This is a genomic window from Streptomyces sp. NPDC059201 (assembly GCF_042754585.1).
Lineage (GTDB): Bacteria > Actinomycetota > Actinomycetes > Streptomycetales > Streptomycetaceae > Streptomyces.
The window spans coordinates 284798-300209 of sequence record NZ_JBHZBB010000007.1; the positions used below are offsets into that span (position 1 = coordinate 284798).

Consider the following 15412-nt stretch of genomic DNA (forward strand, 5'->3'; position numbering starts at 1 on the left):
GGTCCCTCGGGCGGACACGACCGCCCGAGGGTACGGCTCCGAGCGCGCCGGGCCCGGAGCCGTACGGGCGAACCGCGCCGGTCAGACCGTGCGGAGTAGGACCGCGGGCTGATTCGACGGGGCCGAGGTCGGTCCCTCGGGCGGACACGGCCGTCCGCGGGTACGGCTCCGAGCGCGCCGGGCCCGGAGCCGTACGGGCGAACCCGGCGCGTGCGTCGAATGCGGCGCGCGCCGGTCAGACCGTGCGGAGCAGGACCGCGAGCTGATTCGACGGGGCCGAGGCCGGTCCCTCGGGCGGGCACGGCCGTCCGAGGGTACGGCTCCGAGCGCGCCGGGCCCGGAGCTGTACGGGCGAACCCGGCGCGTGCGTCGGATGCGGCGCGTGCCGGTCAGACCGTGCGGAGCAGGACCGCGGGCTGTTCGACGCAGTCCGCGACGTACCGCAGGAAGCCGCCCGCCGTGCCGCCGTCGCAGACGCGGTGGTCGAAGGTGAGCGAGAGCTGCACCACCTGACGGACGGCCAGTTCGCCCTGGTGGACCCAGGGCTTGGGGATGATCCGGCCGACGCCGAGCATCGCCGCCTCGGGGTGGTTGACGATCGGCGTGGAGCCGTCCACCCCGAACACCCCGTAGTTGTTGAGGGTGAAGGTGCCGCCGGTCAGGTCGGCCGGGGTGAGGGTGCCCTGCCGGGCCGACTCGGTGAGCCGGGCGAACTCCTCGGTCAGCGACTCCGCGGTGCGGGTCCCGGCGTCCCGGACCACGGGGACGACGAGCCCGCGCGGGGTCTGGGCGGCGAAGCCGAGGTGCACCGAGGGCAGCCGGACGATCTCGCGGGCGGCCGTGTCCACGGTGGAGTTCAGCTCGGGGAAGCGGGCCAGGGCGTGGGCGCAGATCCGGGCGAGGAGCGCGAGGAGCGAGATCTTCGGCCCACCCGCCGCGTTCATCGCCGCCCGCGCGGCCATGAGTTCGGTGGCGTCGGCGTCCACCCAGCAGGTCGCGTCGGGGATCTCGGTACGACTCCGGGAGAGCTTGTCGGCGACGGCGCCGCGCAGCCCACGCAGCGGAATCCGCTCGCCGGCGGTCGCGGCGGACGCGGCCGGGACGGCCGGGGCGACGGGCGCCGCAGGCGCGGGCGCCTCGCGGGCCGTGAGGGCCCGCTCGACGTCGGCGCGCAGGATCAGGCCCTCGGGTCCCGAGCCGCGCACCTCCCGCAGGTCGAGGCCCCGGTCGCGGGCCAGCTTCCGCACGAGCGGGGAGATGACCGGGACCGGCCCTTCGGGCCCGGCTGCGGGGGCCGCAGGGGCGGTCACCCGGGCCGTCGGGGCGGGACCGGCCGTCGCGTTCGGCGTGGGGTTCGCGACGGCCGGGGTCTGGGGGCGGATCCGGCGCCGCCGGGCGGCGGGGCCCGCCGTGCCGTAGCCGACGAGCACGTTCCCCGAGTACTCCGACGAGACGGCGGACTCGGCGGAGGCGGAGGAGGCGGAAGCCTGTGGCTCCGCCACGGGGGCGGGCGCGGCGGGCGTCCCGGCCCCGGCCCCGGCCCCGGCCTCGGCGGAGGCGCCGACGGCGACCGTCAGGAGCGGCGCGCCGACCGGCAGTTCGGTGCCCTCCTCGCCGAAGCGGGCGGTGACCACGCCCCCGTACGGGCAGGGCACCTCGACCATCGCCTTGGCGGTCTCGACCTCGACGACCGGCTGGTCGATCGCGACGACGTCGCCGACGGCCACCAGCCAGCGGACGATCTCGGCCTCGGTGAGTCCCTCACCGAGGTCGGGGAGCTTGAACTCCAGGACCTGTGCCATCAGTTCCCCGCCTCCCACTGGAGCCGCGCGACCGCGTCCAGGACCCGGTCGACACCGGGCAGGTGGTGCCGCTCCAGCATCGGCGGCGGGTAGGGGAGGTCGAAGCCCGCGACCCGCAGCACCGGGGCCTCCAGGTGGTGGAAGCAGCGCTCGGTGACCCGGGCGGCGATCTCCGCGCCGGGACCGGCGAAGCCGCCGGACTCGTGGACCACGACCGCGCGGCCGGTGCGCCGCACCGACGCGGCGACGGTCTCGTCGTCGAAGGGCACGAGCGAGCGGAGGTCGACGACCTCCAGGTCCCAGCCCTCGGCGGTGGCGGCCTCGGCCGCCTCCAGGCAGACCGGCAGCGAGGGGCCGTAGGTGATCAGGGTGGCGCTGGTGCCGGGGCGGCGGACCACGGCCTTGCCGAGGGGCTCCACGCGCGCGGGTGCCTCGGGCGACCAGTCGGACTTCGACCAGTAGAGCCGCTTGGGCTCCAGGAAGACGACCGGGTCGTCGGAGGCGATGGCCGCCCGCAGCAGCCCGTAGGCGTCCTCGACGGTCGCCGGGGTGACCACGTGCAGGCCGGGGGTGGCCATGTAGTAGATCTCGGAGGAGTCGCTGTGGTGCTCGACGCCGCCGATCCCGCCGCCGTACGGCACCCGGATGACCATCGGCATCGGCATCGCGCCGCGCGTCCGGTTCCGCATCTTCGCCACGTGCGAGACGAGCTGCTCGAACGCCGGGTAGGCGAACGCGTCGAACTGCATCTCCACCACCGGCCGAAGGCCGTACATGGCCATGCCGACGGCGGCGCCGAGGATGCCCGCCTCGGCCAGCGGCGTGTCCGTGCAGCGGTCCTCGCCGAACTCCTTGGCGAGCCCGTCGGTGACCCGGAAGACCCCGCCGAGGGTGCCGACGTCCTCGCCCATCACGTGGACGGTCGGGTCCTCGGCCATCGCGTCGCGCATGGCGCGCTGGAGCGCCTGCGCCATGGTGGCCGGCTTGGCCCGGCCCGCCGCCCTGGCGGCCGTCGCGCCGGTCGTCGCCGTCGTCATCGGTTCTCGCCCTCCGCTTCGAGTTCGGCCCGCAGCTGCGCCGCCTGCTCGCGCAGCTGCGCGGTCTGCTCGGCGTAGACGTGGGTGAAGAGGTCCATCGGGTCGAGAACCGGGTCCGCGTTCATCCGCTCGCGCAGCTCCGCCGCCATCGTCTCGGCGGCCTCGGCCGCCGCGCGGCGGTCCTCCTCGTCGAGCAGTCCGCGCGCGGTCAGCTCGCGCTCCAGGAGGAGCACCGGGTCGTGCGCCCGCCAGGTCTCGACCTCGCCGGCCGCGCGGTAGCGGGTGGCGTCGTCGGCGTTGGTGTGGGCGTCGATCCGGTAGGTGATCGCCTCCACGAGGGTCGGGCCGCCGCCGCGACGCGCGCGTGCCACGGCCTCGCCGAGCACCTGGTGCACCGCGACGGCGTCGTTGCCGTCGACCAGGCGGCCCGGCATGCCGTACCCGACGGCCTTGTGGGCGAGCGAGGGGGCGGCGGTCTGCTTGGCGAGCGGCACGGAGATCGCGAAGCCGTTGTTCTGCACGAAGAAGACCACCGGCGCCTGCCAGACGGCGGCGAAGTTCAGCGCCTCGTGGAAGTCGCCCTCGCTGGTGCCGCCGTCGCCGACCATGGCGAGCGCGACGACGTCGTCGCCCTTCAGGCGGGCCGCGTGGGCGAGGCCCACGGCGTGCGGCAGCTGGGTGGCGAGCGGGGTGCACAGGGGCGCGATGCGGTGCTCGCGCGGGTCGTAACCGGTGTGCCAGTCGCCCCGCAGCAGGGTCAGCGCCTGCACGGGGTCGAGGCCGCGGGCGACGGCCGCGAGGGTGTCCCGGTACGACGGGAAGAGCCAGTCCCGCTCCTCCAGGACCAGGGCGGCGGCGATCTCGCACGCCTCCTGCCCGGTGGTGGACGGGTAGACCGCGAGCCGGCCCTGCTTGGTCAGGGCGGTCGCCTGGGCGTTGTACCGGCGGCCGCGGACCAGCTCCGCGTAGAGCCGGCGCAGCAGCGCGGGGTCGGCGTCGGCCACGGCGTCCGTGCCGAGCACGCGCAGCGGCTCGGCGTCGGGCAGCAGCGGGGCGGGATCGGTCCGCGGCCGCCAGGCGGGCGGCGGGGTGGGCCGGTAGGCCGTCTCGGCGAGCGGCTCCTGGACTGTCGAACTGCGCTGTTGCAACGAGTCCACCTCCTCGTGGGAGCGGGCATAAGACCCGAAGGCGGGTGGCGCGAGTGTGGCGCGCCTCACCTACCGATTGTTCGGTCGTGGAGGCATTTTGGCTACAGGCACCTCCAGCCTGTGGACAAACGGTTCTCCACAGCCTGGGATAGAGGCAGGTCGTCCACCGGAGAGAGGCGGGGGGACATGGCGGATGAACAAATGGCCGTCGCCCGGGGCGGAGCCCCGGACGAAGCGGCGGCGGACGGGGTGGGCGAGGTGCTGAGCGCTCCCTCGGACACGCCGGCGCACGCCGTCCCGGCACGGCCGCTGGACGCGATAGACCGGGACATCCTGCGACTGCTCCAGACGGACGGCCGCGCCTCGGTGCGGTCGGTCGCCGAGCGGGTGCACGTCTCCCGGGCCAACGCGTACGCCCGGATCAACCGGCTCATCGACGACGGCGTGATCCGCGGCTTCAGCGCCCGGGTCAACCACGAGCGGGCGGGGCACGGCGCCTCCGCCTACATCACGCTCAAGATCGTGCAGAACTCCTGGCGCACGGTCCGCGAACAGCTCAAGGCGCTCCCGGGCGCCGCGCACATCGCGCTGGTCAGCGGGGACTTCGACGTGCTGCTGCTCGTCCACACCCCGGACAACAGGACCCTGCGCGAGCTGGTCCTCACCCGCCTCCAGGCGATCCCCGAGGTGCTCTCCACCCGCACCCTCCTCGTCTTCGATGAGATGGACCTGAACGCCGACCCGAGGCCCTGACGGCCCCGGAGACACGAAAGAGGGCCCGGAGGCGCGGAAGAGGGCCCGGACACGGAAGAGGGCCCCGGGAAGCCCCCGGGGCCCTCTCGCACGCCTCACAGGGCCCCAGCGGGCCCTCACGGGGCCCTCAGTGGGCCTTCCGCAGCCCGTCGAAGGCCAGATGGACGACGGTCTCGGCGATCTGGTCGCGCTCCGCCTGGTCCGGATGCGGCCGGTACCACTCCACCAGCGAGTTGATCATGCCGAAGAGCAGCCTGGTCGCGAGCCGGACGTCCACGTCGGACCGCAGATCGCCGTCGGCCGCCGCCGCCCCGAGCAGCTCGGCCACCCGGTGGTCGAACTCCCGGCGCCGCTCCATCGCCCACCGCTCGGTCGCGGTGTTGCCCCGCACCCGCAGCAGCAGCGTCACGTACGGCAGCTCCGCTATCAGCACCTCGACGGTCCGCCGGGTCACGTACTCGATCCGCTCCACCGCCCGGCCGCGTACCGCTCCCGGCTCCTCCAGGATCACGAAGAGCCCGTCCAGCGCCCGGCTGACCGCCCGCCGCAGCAGCTCCTCCTTGCCCGCCACGTGGTGGTAGATCGAGGACTTGGAGATCCCGGCCGCCTTGGACAGGTGCTCCATGGAGGTGCCGTCGTATCCCCGCTCGTTGAACACCTTCACCGCTACCGAGAGCAGCGTCTCGGGGGTGTACGTGTCGCGTCGGGCCGTCGTCATCGGGCCTCCTCGGCTTCCTCGGTGTATCCGCGGCGCACCAGGCCGACGGCCGGCGCGTACCGGCCCGTCGGATAGCGGTCGTGCAACTGCCCCAGCAGGGCGCACACGCGCCGGTGGCCCAGTTTCCGCGCCCACTCCATCGGTCCGACGGGGTAGTTCACACCCAGGCGCATGGCCGTGTCGATGTCCTCGGCGGTGGCGACGCCCCGGTCGACCGCGTCGGCCGCGAGATCCACCAGCATCGCGACCGTCCGGCCCACGATCATGCCGGGCACGTCGCCGATCACGGAGACCTGCTTGCCGATCGCCTGGAAGAGGCCCACGGCCTCGGCGAGGGAGTCCGGGGCGGTCCCCTCCCGGGCCGACAGGACGATCCGGCCCGCCGTCGCGTAGTCCAGGGCGTAGTCGAAGTAGACGATCTCCTCCTGGTGGTACTCGAAGGAGCTCTCGCCGTCCACCATGCTGAGCTTCACGCCGCCGGGCAGCTCGACGAAGCCGTCGCCGCGCTTGCGCCGGACGGCGATCCCCGCCGCCTCGAAGAGCTCCACCAGCGGCTGGGCGGGCCCCAGGTCGCCGCGGACGGTGATCCGCTCCGGCGCCTTCTCCGGCGGCGCGGTGTGCGGCTCGGGCCGCTCGGCGCCCTCCGCGTACGAGAACCAGCCGTGGCCCGTCTTGCGGCCCAGCCGCCGCGACTCCACGAGCCGGCGCTGCGCCAGCGACGGCGTGAACTTCGGGTCCTGGAAGAAGGACTCCCACACGGAGCGGGTCACGGCCTCGTTGACGTCCTGCCCGATCAGGTCGGTCAGCTCGAAGGGGCCCATCCGGAAGCCGCCGCACTCGCGCAGCACCGCGTCGATGGTCGCCGGGTCGGCGCCGCCCTCCTCGAAGACGCGGAACGCCTCGGCGTAGAAGGGCCGGGCGATCCGGTTCACGATGAAGCCGGGGGTGTCGGCGCAGCGCACCGGCGTCTTGCCCCACGCCTTCACCGTCTCGTACGCGCGCGTGGCGGCGGTCTCGTCGCTGGCGAAGCCGCGGACGACCTCGACGAGGGGGAGCAGCGGCGCCGGGTTGAAGAAGTGCAGGCCGACGAAGCGGCCGGGCAGCCGCAGCCCTCCGGCGATGGCGGTGACGGAGAGGGAGGAGGTGTTGGTGGCGAGGAGGCAGTCGTCCCCGACGACCTCCTCCAGGTCGGCGAAGAGGCGCTGCTTGACCGCCAGGTCCTCGACGATCGCCTCGACGACGAGGGCCGCGTCGGCGAGCTCGGCGAGGTCCTCGGCCGCGCGCAACCGCCCGGCGGCGGCCTCGCGGTCGGCGGCGTCCATCCGGCCCTTCTCGACGAGCCGGTCCAGGCGGGCGCCGATCGCGGCGACGGCCTCGGCGGCCCGGCCGGGGGCGCTGTCGTGGAGCCGTACGGGATGGCCGGCGACCAGCGCCACCTGCGCGATCCCCTGGCCCATGGTGCCGGTGCCGACGACGGCGACCGTCCGGCCCCGCTCGATCGCCTCGCCCGCGGCGCTTGTGTCGTCCATGGTGGCGCTCCCCCTGACGGTCCCGTTGGCCTGCGCGGCGGCGCTCGTGTCGGCGCCTGCGTCAGCGCTCGTGTCAGCGCTCGTGTCGGCGCTCATAGGAGTGATCCTCCCCGATGGGTTTTCCACAGGATCGACGGACCCCCCTTGTCCCGACCGATCGTTCGGTTACTCTAACTCCGTACGCGTCTCCCTGCCCAGCTCGACGAGGAGTTGGTCCATCCATGGCCACCGCCCAGCCGACCACCGACGTTCTGGCCGAGAAGCACCGGTCCACGCTCGATCAGGCCCTCGCCACCATCCGCACCCGCGCCTACTGGTCGCCGTATCCGGAGCATCCGAAGGCATACGGGGCGGAGGGCTCGCTGGACGCCGAGGCCGGTCTCGCCGCCCACGCGGCGGTGCTGAACGGCCGCTTCGACCTCGACCAGCCGGGCACCGACGGCTGGACCGGCGGCGAGGTCTCGCCGTACGGCCCCGCGCTGGGGATCGAGTACCCGCACGCGGACGTCGACGTCCTGCTGCCCGCCATGCGCGCCGGCCTGCCCGCCTGGCGCGACGCGGGCCCGGAGGCGCGCGCCCTGGTCTGTCTGGAGATCCTGGCCCGGATCTCGGCCCGCACCCACGAGTTCGCCCACGCGGTCATGCACACCAGCGGCCAGGCGTTCATGATGGCGTTCCAGGCCGGCGGCCCGCACGCGCAGGACCGCGGCCTGGAGGCCGTGGCGTACGCGTACGAGGAGCAGACCCGTACGCCCTCCGGCCGGGCCGCGTGGTCCAAGCCGCAGGGCAAGCGGGACCCGCTGGAGCTGAGCAAGGAGTTCACGCCCGTCGGCCGCGGCGTCGCCCTGGTCATCGGCTGCAACACCTTCCCGACGTGGAACGGCTACCCGGGCCTGTTCGCCTCCCTCGCGACGGGCAACGCGGTCCTGGTGAAGCCCCACCCGCGCGCGGTCCTCCCGCTGGCGCTGACCGTGCGGGTCGCCCGCGAGGTCCTCGCCGAGTCCGGCTTCGACCCGAACCTGGTGGCGCTGGCCACCGAGCGTCCGGGCGAGGGCATCGCCAAGACCCTGGCGGTCCGCCCGGAGATCCGGATCATCGACTACACCGGCTCGACCGAGTTCGGCGACTGGCTGGAGGCCAACGCCCGCCAGGCGCAGGTCTACACGGAGAAGGCCGGCGTCAACACGGTGCTGATCGACTCCACCGGCGACTACAAGGGGATGCTGTCCAACCTGGCGTTCTCGCTGTCGCTCTACAGCGGCCAGATGTGCACCACCCCGCAGAACCTGCTGATCCCCCGCGACGGCATCAGCACCGACCAGGGTCCGAAGTCCTACGACGAGGTGGTGGCCGACCTGGCCGCCGCGGTCGGCGGTCTCCTCGGCGACGACGCCCGGGCCAACGCCCTGCTCGGCGCCCTGGTGAACCCGGACGTGAAGGCCCGCCTGGAGGCGGCTGCCGGACTGGGCGAGGTGGCCCTGGCCTCCCGCGAGGTCGCCCACCCGGACTTCCCCGAGGCGGTCGTCCGCACCCCGGTCATGGTCAAGCTGGACGGCTCCAAGCCGGACGCGGAGGCGGCGTACCTCTCCGAGTGCTTCGGCCCGGTCTCCTTCGCCGTCTCGGTGGACTCCACCGCCGACGGCCTGGAGCTGCTGCGGCGCACCATCCGCGACAAGGGCGCGATGACGGTCGGCGCGTACACGACCTCCGCCGACACCGAGCGGGCCGTCGAGGAGGTCTGCCTGGAGGAGTCCGCGCAGCTCTCGCTCAACCTGACGGGCGGGGTGTACGTGAACCAGACGGCGGCCTTCTCCGACTTCCACGGCTCGGGCGGCAACCCGGCGGCGAACGCGGCGCTGTGCGACGGCGCCTTCGTCTCCCACCGCTTCCGCGTGGTCGAGGTGCGCCGCCAGGCGTGACCGCCCGCCGGCGGGGGCCCTCCGGGGCCTCCGCCGGTCCTAGGCGGGGTCGATCTCCGCGTAACGCTGCACCCACGCGTGCATGGCGATCGCGGCGGCGGCCCCGGCGTTGATCGACCGGGTGGAGCCGAACTGAGCGATCGAGCAGACCGTCCGCACATGGCGGCGGGCCTCCTCCGTCAGCCCGGGCCCCTCCTGCCCGAAGAGCAGCACGCAGCGGCGGGGCAGCACGGTCCGCTCCAGCGGCACCGAGCCCGGCAGGTTGTCGATGCCGATGATCGGCAGGTCCTCGGCCGCCGCCCACGCGGTGAGCGCCTCGGTGTCGGGGTGGTGCCGCACGTGCTGGTACCGGTCGGTGACCATGGCGCCGCGCCGGTTCCAGCGGCGCCGCCCCACGATGTGCACCTCCTTGGCCAGGAAGGCGTTGGCGGTCCGCACCACGGACCCGATGTTGAAGTCGTGGCCCCAGTTCTCCACGGCCACGTGGAAGTCGTGCCGGCGGGTGTCCAGGTCGGCGACGATCGCCTCCCGCGTCCAGTACCGGTACTCGTCGACGACGTTGCGCCGGTCGCCCTCGGCCAGCAGTTCGCGGTCGTAGCGCGGGTCCTCGGGCCACGGCCCGGGGTGCGGGCCGACGCCGACCTCGGGGCCGTAGCCCTCGTCGTACTGGAGCGGCTCGGCCCCGGCCGGGACGGGGTGTTCTTCGGTGGTGCTCACCCGACGAGGGTACGGGGAGCGGTCTCCTCGGCCGGCCGCTGCGGGGGCAGCTCCGCGGCGGCGGGCTTCCGCCGCAGCAGCAGGTCCCGGCCCCGGGCCGCGCGCGCGCCGAGCCACACCAGGAAGACCGTCGGCAGGAAGACGGCGTCGGCGGCGATCATCGCCATCGAGAAGGCCGGCAGGCCGAGCAGCAGCGCGATGCCCGCGTGCTCCAGCATCATCGCGACGAGCAGGACGTTCTTCACCTTGCGGTTGAACAGCGTGAACGGGAAGGCGACCTGCACGATCACCGTGCCGTAGCTGAGCAGCATGACCATGATCCCGCTGGAGGCGAGGAGCTCGGAGAGCGCCGGCCAGGGCGTGAAGTAGTCCAGGTGCAGCGGGTAGAAGAGCGCGGTGCCGTCCTGCCAGCGCGAGCCCTGGATCTTGTACCAGCCGGCGGTGGCGTAGATCAGACAGACCTCGGCCATGAGGACCAGGAGCGCCGCGTTGTGGACGAGGTTCGCGAGCACGTCCAGGAGGACGCGGGGCTCGCCGGGCGCGTACTGCTCGACCAGCCACCACAGGCCCTGTCCGAGCCAGAGCACCCACAGGAGCACGTAGATCCACCACTCGCCGGTGAGCGGGCTGAACCAGGTCGCGGCGACCAGGAACCCGCCGAGGACGACCCAGAGGACCGGTCCCGTGAGGGCAACCCTCCCGGTGGCCTCCTCGCCCTGGGCCGCCCTTCGGGCGGCCCTCCGGGCGTCCAGCGACCACACCTGGCCGCAGCGGACCAGCGTGAGGTAGATCGAGACGAGGTGGACGACGTTGTCGCCGCCGTCGCCGAGGAAGACGGACCGGTTCTGCAACGACAGCGCGCCGACCATGAAGACCACCGAGACGGCCCGGGTGTGCCAGCCGAGCAGCAGCAGCACCGCGGCCACCACCGCGATCCCGTAGACCACCTCGAACCAGAGCCGCCCGTCGGACCACATCAGGACCGTGAAGGCGCGGTTGTCGGCGATCAGCCGGCGGGCCAGCTCGAACGACCAGGGGCCGTCGGGGCCGTACATCTCGTGCCGGTGCGGGAACTCCCGCACCAGGAAGAACAGCCAGGTCAGCGAGAAGCCGATCCGGACGATCGCGGTCTGGTACGGGCCCAGCGCGCGCGAGGTGACGGTCTGCGCCGCCCGGGCCAGCTTGCGGTCGAGGGGCACGCGCGCCGGAGCCGCGGCCGGTGCGTGGCTGGGGGCGGTCATCGGCTGGTCTCCGTACGGCTGCGGTCGGCGTCGGTGATCTCCCACCAGGGCATGTCGCGGCTGGAGGGCTCGGTGGAGCGCTTCTCGGTGCTCCAGTGCGGGGCGGGCACCGGCCGCACGGTGCGGCGGAGCTGGATCCGCTCCACCTTCCCGCCGACGTCCGCGCGCGCGCCGGGCCCCTCGATGCGGAGCAGCACGATGCGGCGCATGTACGCCTCCGAGAGCCTGCCCCGCATGCCCTTGGGGCGGCCCTCGTCGTCGTGCGCGTTGCCGTACCAGTCGATCGCCCGGCGCAGCAGGTTCTGCTCGGTGTGGCTGGGGAAGACGCTGCCGCGGATGTCCTCGACGTCCTGGGCGGTCAGGTCGATCCAGCCGGTGGTGCGGCTGCCGCCGGCGGGGTCGGCGACCTGGGCGCGGACCTGGACCGAGACGTTCTGCTGGAGCGGGTTGGGCGCGAAGAGCTTCCAGTTCTGCTCGAACTCGGGGTAGATCCAGTCGTCGACGGCCTGCCCGTGCTGCTTGGTGACCGTGTTCGAGGGCGCCACGTGCAGGAAGACCATGGCCAGGTGCAGGCAGGCGAGGACCGCCACGGCGGCGAGCGTCACGGCCGCCACCACCTGGTACGGCATGGACAGCGCCAGGATCCCCCCGGTCGGCCGCCGCTCCCCGCTGCCGTCGATGTGCGCGCTCATCCCACCCCGATCCCGGGCTTCCCGACCCGATCCCGTCCCACCGGTGACCCGCTCGTTGCGCCCCGGACGGAGCAGGCGGTTATCCACAGGGTTGACACCATACGGGCCGCCGACCCACCATTGAAGTCATTCAACCGAACGATCGGTCGGTAGGGGGTCCGATGACCGCAGGGACGGCAGGGACGGCAGTGACCGCGGAAGCGCCCGGCAGGGACGCCGCGGAAGCGGCGGCACAGGCCGCCCGCGAGGCGGTGTTCGACACCGCGGTCGCCGCCGACGAGCGCATCGAGCCGCGCGACTGGATGCCGGAGGCGTACCGCGCCTCCCTCGTCCGCCAGATCGCGCAGCACGCCCACTCCGAGATCATCGGCATGCAGCCCGAGGCCAACTGGATCACCCGCGCGCCCTCGCTGCGCCGCAAGGCCATCCTCATGGCCAAGGTCCAGGACGAGGCCGGCCACGGCCTGTACCTCTACAGCGCCGCCGAGACCCTCGGCGTCAGCCGCGACGAGCTCCTCGACAAGCTCCACACCGGCCGCCAGAAGTACTCCTCGATCTTCAACTACCCCACCCTCACCTGGGCCGACGTCGGCGCCATCGGCTGGCTCGTGGACGGCGCCGCCATCACCAACCAGGTCCCCCTCTGCCGCTGCTCCTACGGCCCGTACGCCCGGGCGATGGTCCGCGTCTGCAAGGAGGAGTCCTTCCACCAGCGCCAGGGGTACGAAGCCCTGCTCGCCCTCTCCCGCGGCACCGAGGCCCAGCACGCCATGGCCCAGGACGCGGTGGACCGCTGGTGGTGGCCGTCCCTGATGATGTTCGGCCCGCCCGACGACGAGTCGACCCACACCGCGCAGGCGATGGCCTGGAAGATCAAGCGCCACTCCAACGACGAACTGCGCCAGCGCTTCGTCGACATCGCCGTCCCGCAGGCCGAGGCCCTCGGCCTCACCCTCCCCGACCCCGACCTGAAGTGGAACGAGGAGCGCGGGCACCACGACTTCGGCCCCATCGACTGGGCCGAGTTCTGGGACGTGCTGAAGGGCAACGGCCCCTGCAACGACCAGCGGATCACCAAGCGCCGCCAGGCCCACGAGGACGGCGCCTGGGTCAGAGAGGCCGCCGCGGCCTACGCGCGCAAGCACACCGGACAGCCCGGGGAGGCACAGGCATGAGCAGCGACAGTTGGCCCCTGTGGGAGGTGTTCGTGCGCTCTCGCCGAGGGCTCTCCCACACCCACGCCGGCAGCCTCCACGCCCCCGACGCGGAGATGGCCCTGCGCAACGCGCGTGACCTCTACACCCGCCGGATGGAAGGCGTCTCCCTCTGGGTCGTCCCCTCCACCGCCATCACCGCCTCCTCCCCGGACGAGAAGGACCCCTTCTTCGAACCGGCCGCCGACAAGCCCTACCGGCACCCGACCTTCTACGAGATCCCGGAGGGGGTGAAGCACCTGTGACCACCACCGACACCACCCCCGTCACCGCCGCGGCCCTCGCCCCCGCCACCGCCGCGGCCCTCGCCCTCGGCGACGACGCCCTCGTCCTCGCCCAGCGCCTGGGGGAGTGGGCGGGCAACGCCCCCGTCCTGGAGGAGGAGGTCGCCCTCGCCAACATCGCGCTCGACCTCCTCGGCCAGGCCCGCGTCCTCCTCTCCCTCGCCGGCGACGAGGACGAGCTCGCCTTCCTCCGCGAGGAGCGCGCCTTCCGCAACGTCCAGTTGGTCGAGCAGCCCAACGGCGACTTCGCCCACACCATCGCCCGCCAGCTGTACTTCTCCACCTACCAGCGGCTCCTCTACGCGGCCCTGGCCACCGGCGACAGCCCCCTGGCCGGACTCGCCGCCAAGGCCGTCAAGGAAGTCGCCTACCACCAGGACCACGCCGAGCACTGGACCCTCCGCCTCGGCGACGGCACCGACGAGAGCCACCGCCGCATGCAGACGGCCTGCGACGCCCTCTGGCGCTACACCGGCGAACTCTTCCAGCCCCTCGACGGCCTCGGCCTCGACACCACCGTCCTCGAAGCGCCGTGGCTGGACTCCGTCACCGCCGTCCTCACCCGCGCCGGCCTCACGGTCCCCACCGGCTCCCGCACCGGCGCCTGGCGCGCCGGAGCCGGCCGCCAGGGCCTCCACACCGAGCACTTCGGCCGGATGCTCGCCGAGATGCAGCACCTCCACCGCAGCCACCCGGGGGCGACATGGTGACCACCGCCCCCACCCCGCTCGAAGAGGAACTGGCCCGGATCGCCGGCGCCGTCCTCGACCCCGAGCTGCCCGTCCTCACCCTCGCCGAACTCGGCGTGCTGCGCGGCGTCCACCTCACCGGCCCCGGCCGCGTCGAGGTCGCCCTCACCCCCACCTACACCGGCTGCCCCGCCGTGGAGACGATGTCCACCGACATCGAGCACGCCCTCCACGCGCACGGCATCCCCGACGTCACCGTCGTCACCGTCCTCGCCCCCGCCTGGTCCACCGACGACATCAGCGAGGAAGGCCGCCGCAAACTCACCGAGTTCGGCATCGCCCCGCCCCGCCCCCAGGGCCCCGCCGGCGGACCCGTCGCCCTCACCCTGGCCATCCGCTGCCCCCACTGCGGCTCCACGGACACCGAACTCCTCAGCCGCTTCTCCTCCACCGCCTGCAAGGCCCTGCGCCGCTGCACCGCCTGCCGCGAACCCTTCGACCACTTCAAGGAGCTGTAGATGTTCCATCCGCTCCCGGTGAGCCAGGTCGAGCGGCTCACCGACGACTCCGTGGCCGTCACCTTCGCGGTCCCCGACGCCCTCCGCGAGACCTTCCGCCACCGCCCCGGACAGCACCTCGCCCTGCGCCGCAGCGACGAGACCGGCCAGGAGATCCGCCGCACCTACTCGATCTGCTCCGCCGCCGCCCCGGCCGGCGAGCGGCCCGAACTGCGCGTCGGCATCCGCCTCGTCGACGGCGGCGCCTTCTCCACCTGGGCCCTCAAGGAACTCACCCCCGGCCACACCGTCGACGTCATGGCCCCCACCGGCCGCTTCGTCCTCGACCCGCGCCCCGGCCACTTCGCCGCCGTCGCCGGCGGCAGCGGCATCACCCCGGTGCTGTCCATGGCCGCCACCCTCCTCGCCCGCGAACCCGAGGCCCGGTTCTGCCTGATCCGCAGCGACCGCACCGCCGCCTCCACGATGTTCCTCGACGAGGTCGCCGACCTGAAGGACCGGTACCCCGAGCGCTTCCAGCTCGTCACCGTCCTCTCCCGCGAGGAGCAGCAGGCCGGCCTCCCCTCCGGCCGCCTCGACCAGGAGCGGCTCACCGCCCTCCTGCCCGCCCTCCTCCCGGTCGGCGCCATCGACGGCTGGTTCCTCTGCGGCCCCTTCGGCCTCGTCCAGGGTGCCGAGCGGGCCCTGCGCGGCCTCGGCGTCGACCGCGCCCGCGTGCACCAGGAGATCTTCCACGTCGACGACGGCTCGGGCCCCGCCCCCGTCCCCACCGCCGACACCCCCGCCCACGCCACGCTCACGGCCACCCTCCACGGCCGCTCCGGCACCTGGCCCGTCGAGCGCGGCGAATCCCTCCTCGACACCGTCCTGCGCGCCCGCGCAGACGCCCCGTACGCCTGCAAGGGCGGAGTCTGCGGCACCTGCCGCGCCTTCCTCGTCGGCGGCGAGGTCCGCATGGACCGCAACTTCGCCCTCGAACCGGAGGAGACCGACGCCGGCTACGTCCTGGCCTGCCAGTCCCACCCGGCCACGCCCGACGTGGAGCTGGACTTCGACCGCTGAGCCCATTCCCTTCCGCTAGAACCTGTTCTATCTTGACGGCCCGTCAGCAGACTGTCTCCTGACGGGCCGCCGGAAGAGCAACGGACAGC

15 protein-coding genes are annotated in these 15412 nt (G+C 73.5%); 7 read left to right on the forward strand and 8 right to left on the reverse strand.

What is annotated here, in order from left to right; all coding sequences use genetic code 11:
• Positions 1-389 precede the first annotated feature (389 nt).
• The 3 genes from ACFXMG_RS23635 to pdhA are packed head-to-tail and all read right to left on the reverse strand — an operon-like array spanning position 390 to position 3987.
• Positions 390-1802 (reverse strand): dihydrolipoamide acetyltransferase family protein, encoded by a 1413-nt coding sequence (locus ACFXMG_RS23635; protein WP_383814445.1) that lies wholly within the window; start codon positions 1800-1802, stop codon positions 390-392.
• Positions 1802-2839 (reverse strand): alpha-ketoacid dehydrogenase subunit beta, encoded by a 1038-nt coding sequence (locus ACFXMG_RS23640; RefSeq protein WP_383814443.1) that lies wholly within the window; start codon positions 2837-2839, stop codon positions 1802-1804. Before ACFXMG_RS23640 ends, ACFXMG_RS23635 begins: the two co-directional genes overlap by 1 nt.
• Positions 2836-3987, reverse strand: a complete 1152-nt coding sequence (gene pdhA / locus ACFXMG_RS23645; RefSeq protein ID WP_383814441.1) for a pyruvate dehydrogenase (acetyl-transferring) E1 component subunit alpha — start codon at positions 3985-3987, stop codon at positions 2836-2838. Before pdhA ends, ACFXMG_RS23640 begins: the two co-directional genes overlap by 4 nt.
• A gap of 186 nt (positions 3988-4173) precedes the next feature.
• Here pdhA and ACFXMG_RS23650 point away from each other — a divergent pair, with 186 nt between their 5' ends.
• Positions 4174-4740: an Lrp/AsnC family transcriptional regulator gene (locus ACFXMG_RS23650; RefSeq protein WP_383814439.1), complete on the forward strand. Its 567-nt coding sequence runs from the start codon at positions 4174-4176 to the stop codon at positions 4738-4740.
• A gap of 127 nt (positions 4741-4867) precedes the next feature.
• Here ACFXMG_RS23650 and ACFXMG_RS23655 read toward each other — a convergent pair whose 3' ends face one another.
• Both ACFXMG_RS23655 and ACFXMG_RS23660 read right to left on the reverse strand, forming a co-directional pair.
• A complete protein-coding gene (locus ACFXMG_RS23655; protein WP_383814437.1) occupies positions 4868-5458 on the reverse strand; it encodes a TetR/AcrR family transcriptional regulator in 591 nt (196 codons plus the stop codon).
• Positions 5455-6987 carry a 3-hydroxyacyl-CoA dehydrogenase gene (locus ACFXMG_RS23660; protein WP_383814435.1) on the reverse strand — a complete coding sequence of 511 codons (1533 nt, stop codon included), beginning with the start codon at positions 6985-6987 and terminating at the stop codon, positions 5455-5457. Before ACFXMG_RS23660 ends, ACFXMG_RS23655 begins: the two co-directional genes overlap by 4 nt.
• A gap of 221 nt (positions 6988-7208) precedes the next feature.
• Here ACFXMG_RS23660 and paaN point away from each other — a divergent pair, with 221 nt between their 5' ends.
• Positions 7209-8906 carry a phenylacetic acid degradation protein PaaN gene (gene paaN / locus ACFXMG_RS23665; protein ID WP_383814433.1) on the forward strand — a complete coding sequence of 566 codons (1698 nt, stop codon included), beginning with the start codon at positions 7209-7211 and terminating at the stop codon, positions 8904-8906.
• 39 nt (positions 8907-8945) lie between these two features.
• Here the strand turns inward: paaN and ACFXMG_RS23670 are convergent, their stop codons facing one another.
• Genes ACFXMG_RS23670 through ACFXMG_RS23680 form a run of 3 tightly spaced genes read right to left on the reverse strand, consistent with a single transcriptional unit; the run spans position 8946 to position 11556 of the window.
• Positions 8946-9623: a TrmH family RNA methyltransferase gene (locus ACFXMG_RS23670; RefSeq protein WP_383814431.1), complete on the reverse strand. Its 678-nt coding sequence runs from the start codon at positions 9621-9623 to the stop codon at positions 8946-8948.
• On the reverse strand, positions 9620-10864 hold the full coding sequence (locus ACFXMG_RS23675) for an HTTM domain-containing protein (RefSeq protein WP_383814430.1): 1245 nt from the start codon (positions 10862-10864) through the stop codon (positions 9620-9622). The genes ACFXMG_RS23670 and ACFXMG_RS23675 overlap by 4 nt, the downstream gene beginning before the upstream one ends.
• Entirely contained in the window at positions 10861-11556 is a 696-nt protein-coding gene (locus tag ACFXMG_RS23680) for a DUF5819 family protein (RefSeq protein ID WP_383814428.1), read from the reverse strand. The genes ACFXMG_RS23675 and ACFXMG_RS23680 overlap by 4 nt, the downstream gene beginning before the upstream one ends.
• A 161-nt stretch (positions 11557-11717) precedes the next feature.
• On the opposite strand from ACFXMG_RS23680, the gene paaA reads away from it, so the two are divergent.
• From paaA to ACFXMG_RS23705, 5 genes are read left to right on the forward strand one after another with little or no spacing between them, the layout of a single operon-like run.
• Positions 11718-12731, forward strand: a complete 1014-nt coding sequence (gene paaA, locus ACFXMG_RS23685; protein WP_383814426.1) for a 1,2-phenylacetyl-CoA epoxidase subunit PaaA — start codon at positions 11718-11720, stop codon at positions 12729-12731.
• The gene (gene paaB, locus ACFXMG_RS23690) at positions 12728-13015 is read left to right on the forward strand and encodes a 1,2-phenylacetyl-CoA epoxidase subunit PaaB (RefSeq protein ID WP_383814424.1); all 288 of its coding nucleotides are present in this window, start codon (positions 12728-12730) and stop codon (positions 13013-13015) included. The genes paaA and paaB overlap by 4 nt, the downstream gene beginning before the upstream one ends.
• Positions 13012-13764, forward strand: coding sequence for a 1,2-phenylacetyl-CoA epoxidase subunit PaaC (gene paaC, locus ACFXMG_RS23695; RefSeq protein WP_383814422.1), 753 nt, complete (start codon positions 13012-13014; stop codon positions 13762-13764). Before paaB ends, paaC begins: the two co-directional genes overlap by 4 nt.
• Positions 13758-14261, forward strand: a complete 504-nt coding sequence (paaD, locus tag ACFXMG_RS23700; protein WP_383814420.1) for a 1,2-phenylacetyl-CoA epoxidase subunit PaaD — start codon at positions 13758-13760, stop codon at positions 14259-14261. The genes paaC and paaD overlap by 7 nt, the downstream gene beginning before the upstream one ends.
• The gene (locus ACFXMG_RS23705; RefSeq protein WP_383814418.1) at positions 14262-15323 is read left to right on the forward strand and encodes a 2Fe-2S iron-sulfur cluster-binding protein; all 1062 of its coding nucleotides are present in this window, start codon (positions 14262-14264) and stop codon (positions 15321-15323) included. It begins immediately after the preceding gene.
• Positions 15324-15412: the final 89 nt, after the last annotated feature.

Excerpts from the sequence above, each read along its gene's own strand:
- ACFXMG_RS23640 (WP_383814443.1), bottom strand. The coding sequence starts at position 2,839 with ATGACGACGGCGACGACCGGCGCGACGGCCGCCAGGGCGGCGGGCCGG.
- ACFXMG_RS23680 (WP_383814428.1), bottom strand. The coding sequence starts at position 11,556 with ATGAGCGCGCACATCGACGGCAGCGGGGAGCGGCGGCCGACCGGGGGG.
- ACFXMG_RS23635 (WP_383814445.1), bottom strand. The coding sequence starts at position 1,802 with ATGGCACAGGTCCTGGAGTTCAAGCTCCCCGACCTCGGTGAGGGACTC.
- paaD (WP_383814420.1), top strand. The coding sequence starts at position 13,758 with ATGGTGACCACCGCCCCCACCCCGCTCGAAGAGGAACTGGCCCGGATC.
- ACFXMG_RS23705 (WP_383814418.1), top strand. The coding sequence starts at position 14,262 with ATGTTCCATCCGCTCCCGGTGAGCCAGGTCGAGCGGCTCACCGACGAC.
- paaB (WP_383814424.1), top strand. The coding sequence starts at position 12,728 with ATGAGCAGCGACAGTTGGCCCCTGTGGGAGGTGTTCGTGCGCTCTCGC.
- paaN (WP_383814433.1), top strand. The coding sequence starts at position 7,209 with ATGGCCACCGCCCAGCCGACCACCGACGTTCTGGCCGAGAAGCACCGG.
- ACFXMG_RS23675 (WP_383814430.1), bottom strand. The coding sequence starts at position 10,864 with ATGACCGCCCCCAGCCACGCACCGGCCGCGGCTCCGGCGCGCGTGCCC.
- ACFXMG_RS23650 (WP_383814439.1), top strand. The coding sequence starts at position 4,174 with ATGGCGGATGAACAAATGGCCGTCGCCCGGGGCGGAGCCCCGGACGAA.
- ACFXMG_RS23660 (WP_383814435.1), bottom strand. The coding sequence starts at position 6,987 with ATGGACGACACAAGCGCCGCGGGCGAGGCGATCGAGCGGGGCCGGACG.
- ACFXMG_RS23655 (WP_383814437.1), bottom strand. The coding sequence starts at position 5,458 with ATGACGACGGCCCGACGCGACACGTACACCCCCGAGACGCTGCTCTCG.
- paaA (WP_383814426.1), top strand. The coding sequence starts at position 11,718 with ATGACCGCAGGGACGGCAGGGACGGCAGTGACCGCGGAAGCGCCCGGC.